A 727-nucleotide genomic window follows, 5' to 3' on the forward strand; every position below is an offset into this window, starting at 1 on the left:
AAAATCTTCTTCATTTTTAGTATTTTTTATATATTACTATTTCTAATGTTTTTACCTATGTCTGAAACCAGGCTAAAAAGATCATTATTACATATTCTTATTTTTATTTCAGGAGTTAAAGTCGATGAAGCATAAATGGATGATATTAGACTGTTGAAATATAACTCATTCCGATATTCAGCAATATGATTGTTATAATATGAACTATCAATGTCTGTTGATGTTTTAGCATATGAGATTGAGTCGGAAATCAGCTCGTAATCTATGGTTTGGTTTCTCATTAATGCATGCTTTGAGTATTTCTTTGCATTTATAGAATACTCTAGATCAATGGTAAAGTCAGTGATTAAATAGTCTACACTTGGTATCGATAATTCTATGTGCATGTTGCTTGTTATTTTATTCTTAATTTTATTTATAAGATTGATTGATGTTTCAATATTTTCATTTTTGTCTTTATTACAAATGACTTTAGGGTTAAAAAAGAGATTGATTGATTCTAATGTTTTTATATTGCAAAAGGTAGAAATATTCTCGTCTATTTTAATATCGGTTTCTATGTGTTCTCGTTTATAAGTATCAGGTAGGTCGGTATAAACAGAATCTTGTTCTTTAATTTTGGAGAAGAAAAAGTTCCTCAGTACATCAATATTAATTTCTTCATGTGAAAGGGTGTTCTCAATTGCAATATCTTTATTTATTGAGATATATAGTATAGTACCACATT

1 protein-coding gene is annotated in these 727 nt (G+C 27.1%); it reads right to left on the minus strand.

Annotated features, from left to right (window positions below; genetic code table 11):
- Positions 1-26: 26 nt before the first annotated feature.
- Positions 27-727, minus strand: a 701-nt coding sequence (locus tag IM295_RS22965) for a hypothetical protein (protein ID WP_193067371.1), incomplete at its 5' end; no start/stop codon positions are given.

The organism is Enterobacter cloacae complex sp. P14RS, from assembly GCF_014895895.1.
Taxonomy (GTDB): domain Bacteria; phylum Pseudomonadota; class Gammaproteobacteria; order Enterobacterales; family Enterobacteriaceae; genus Enterobacter; species Enterobacter bugandensis.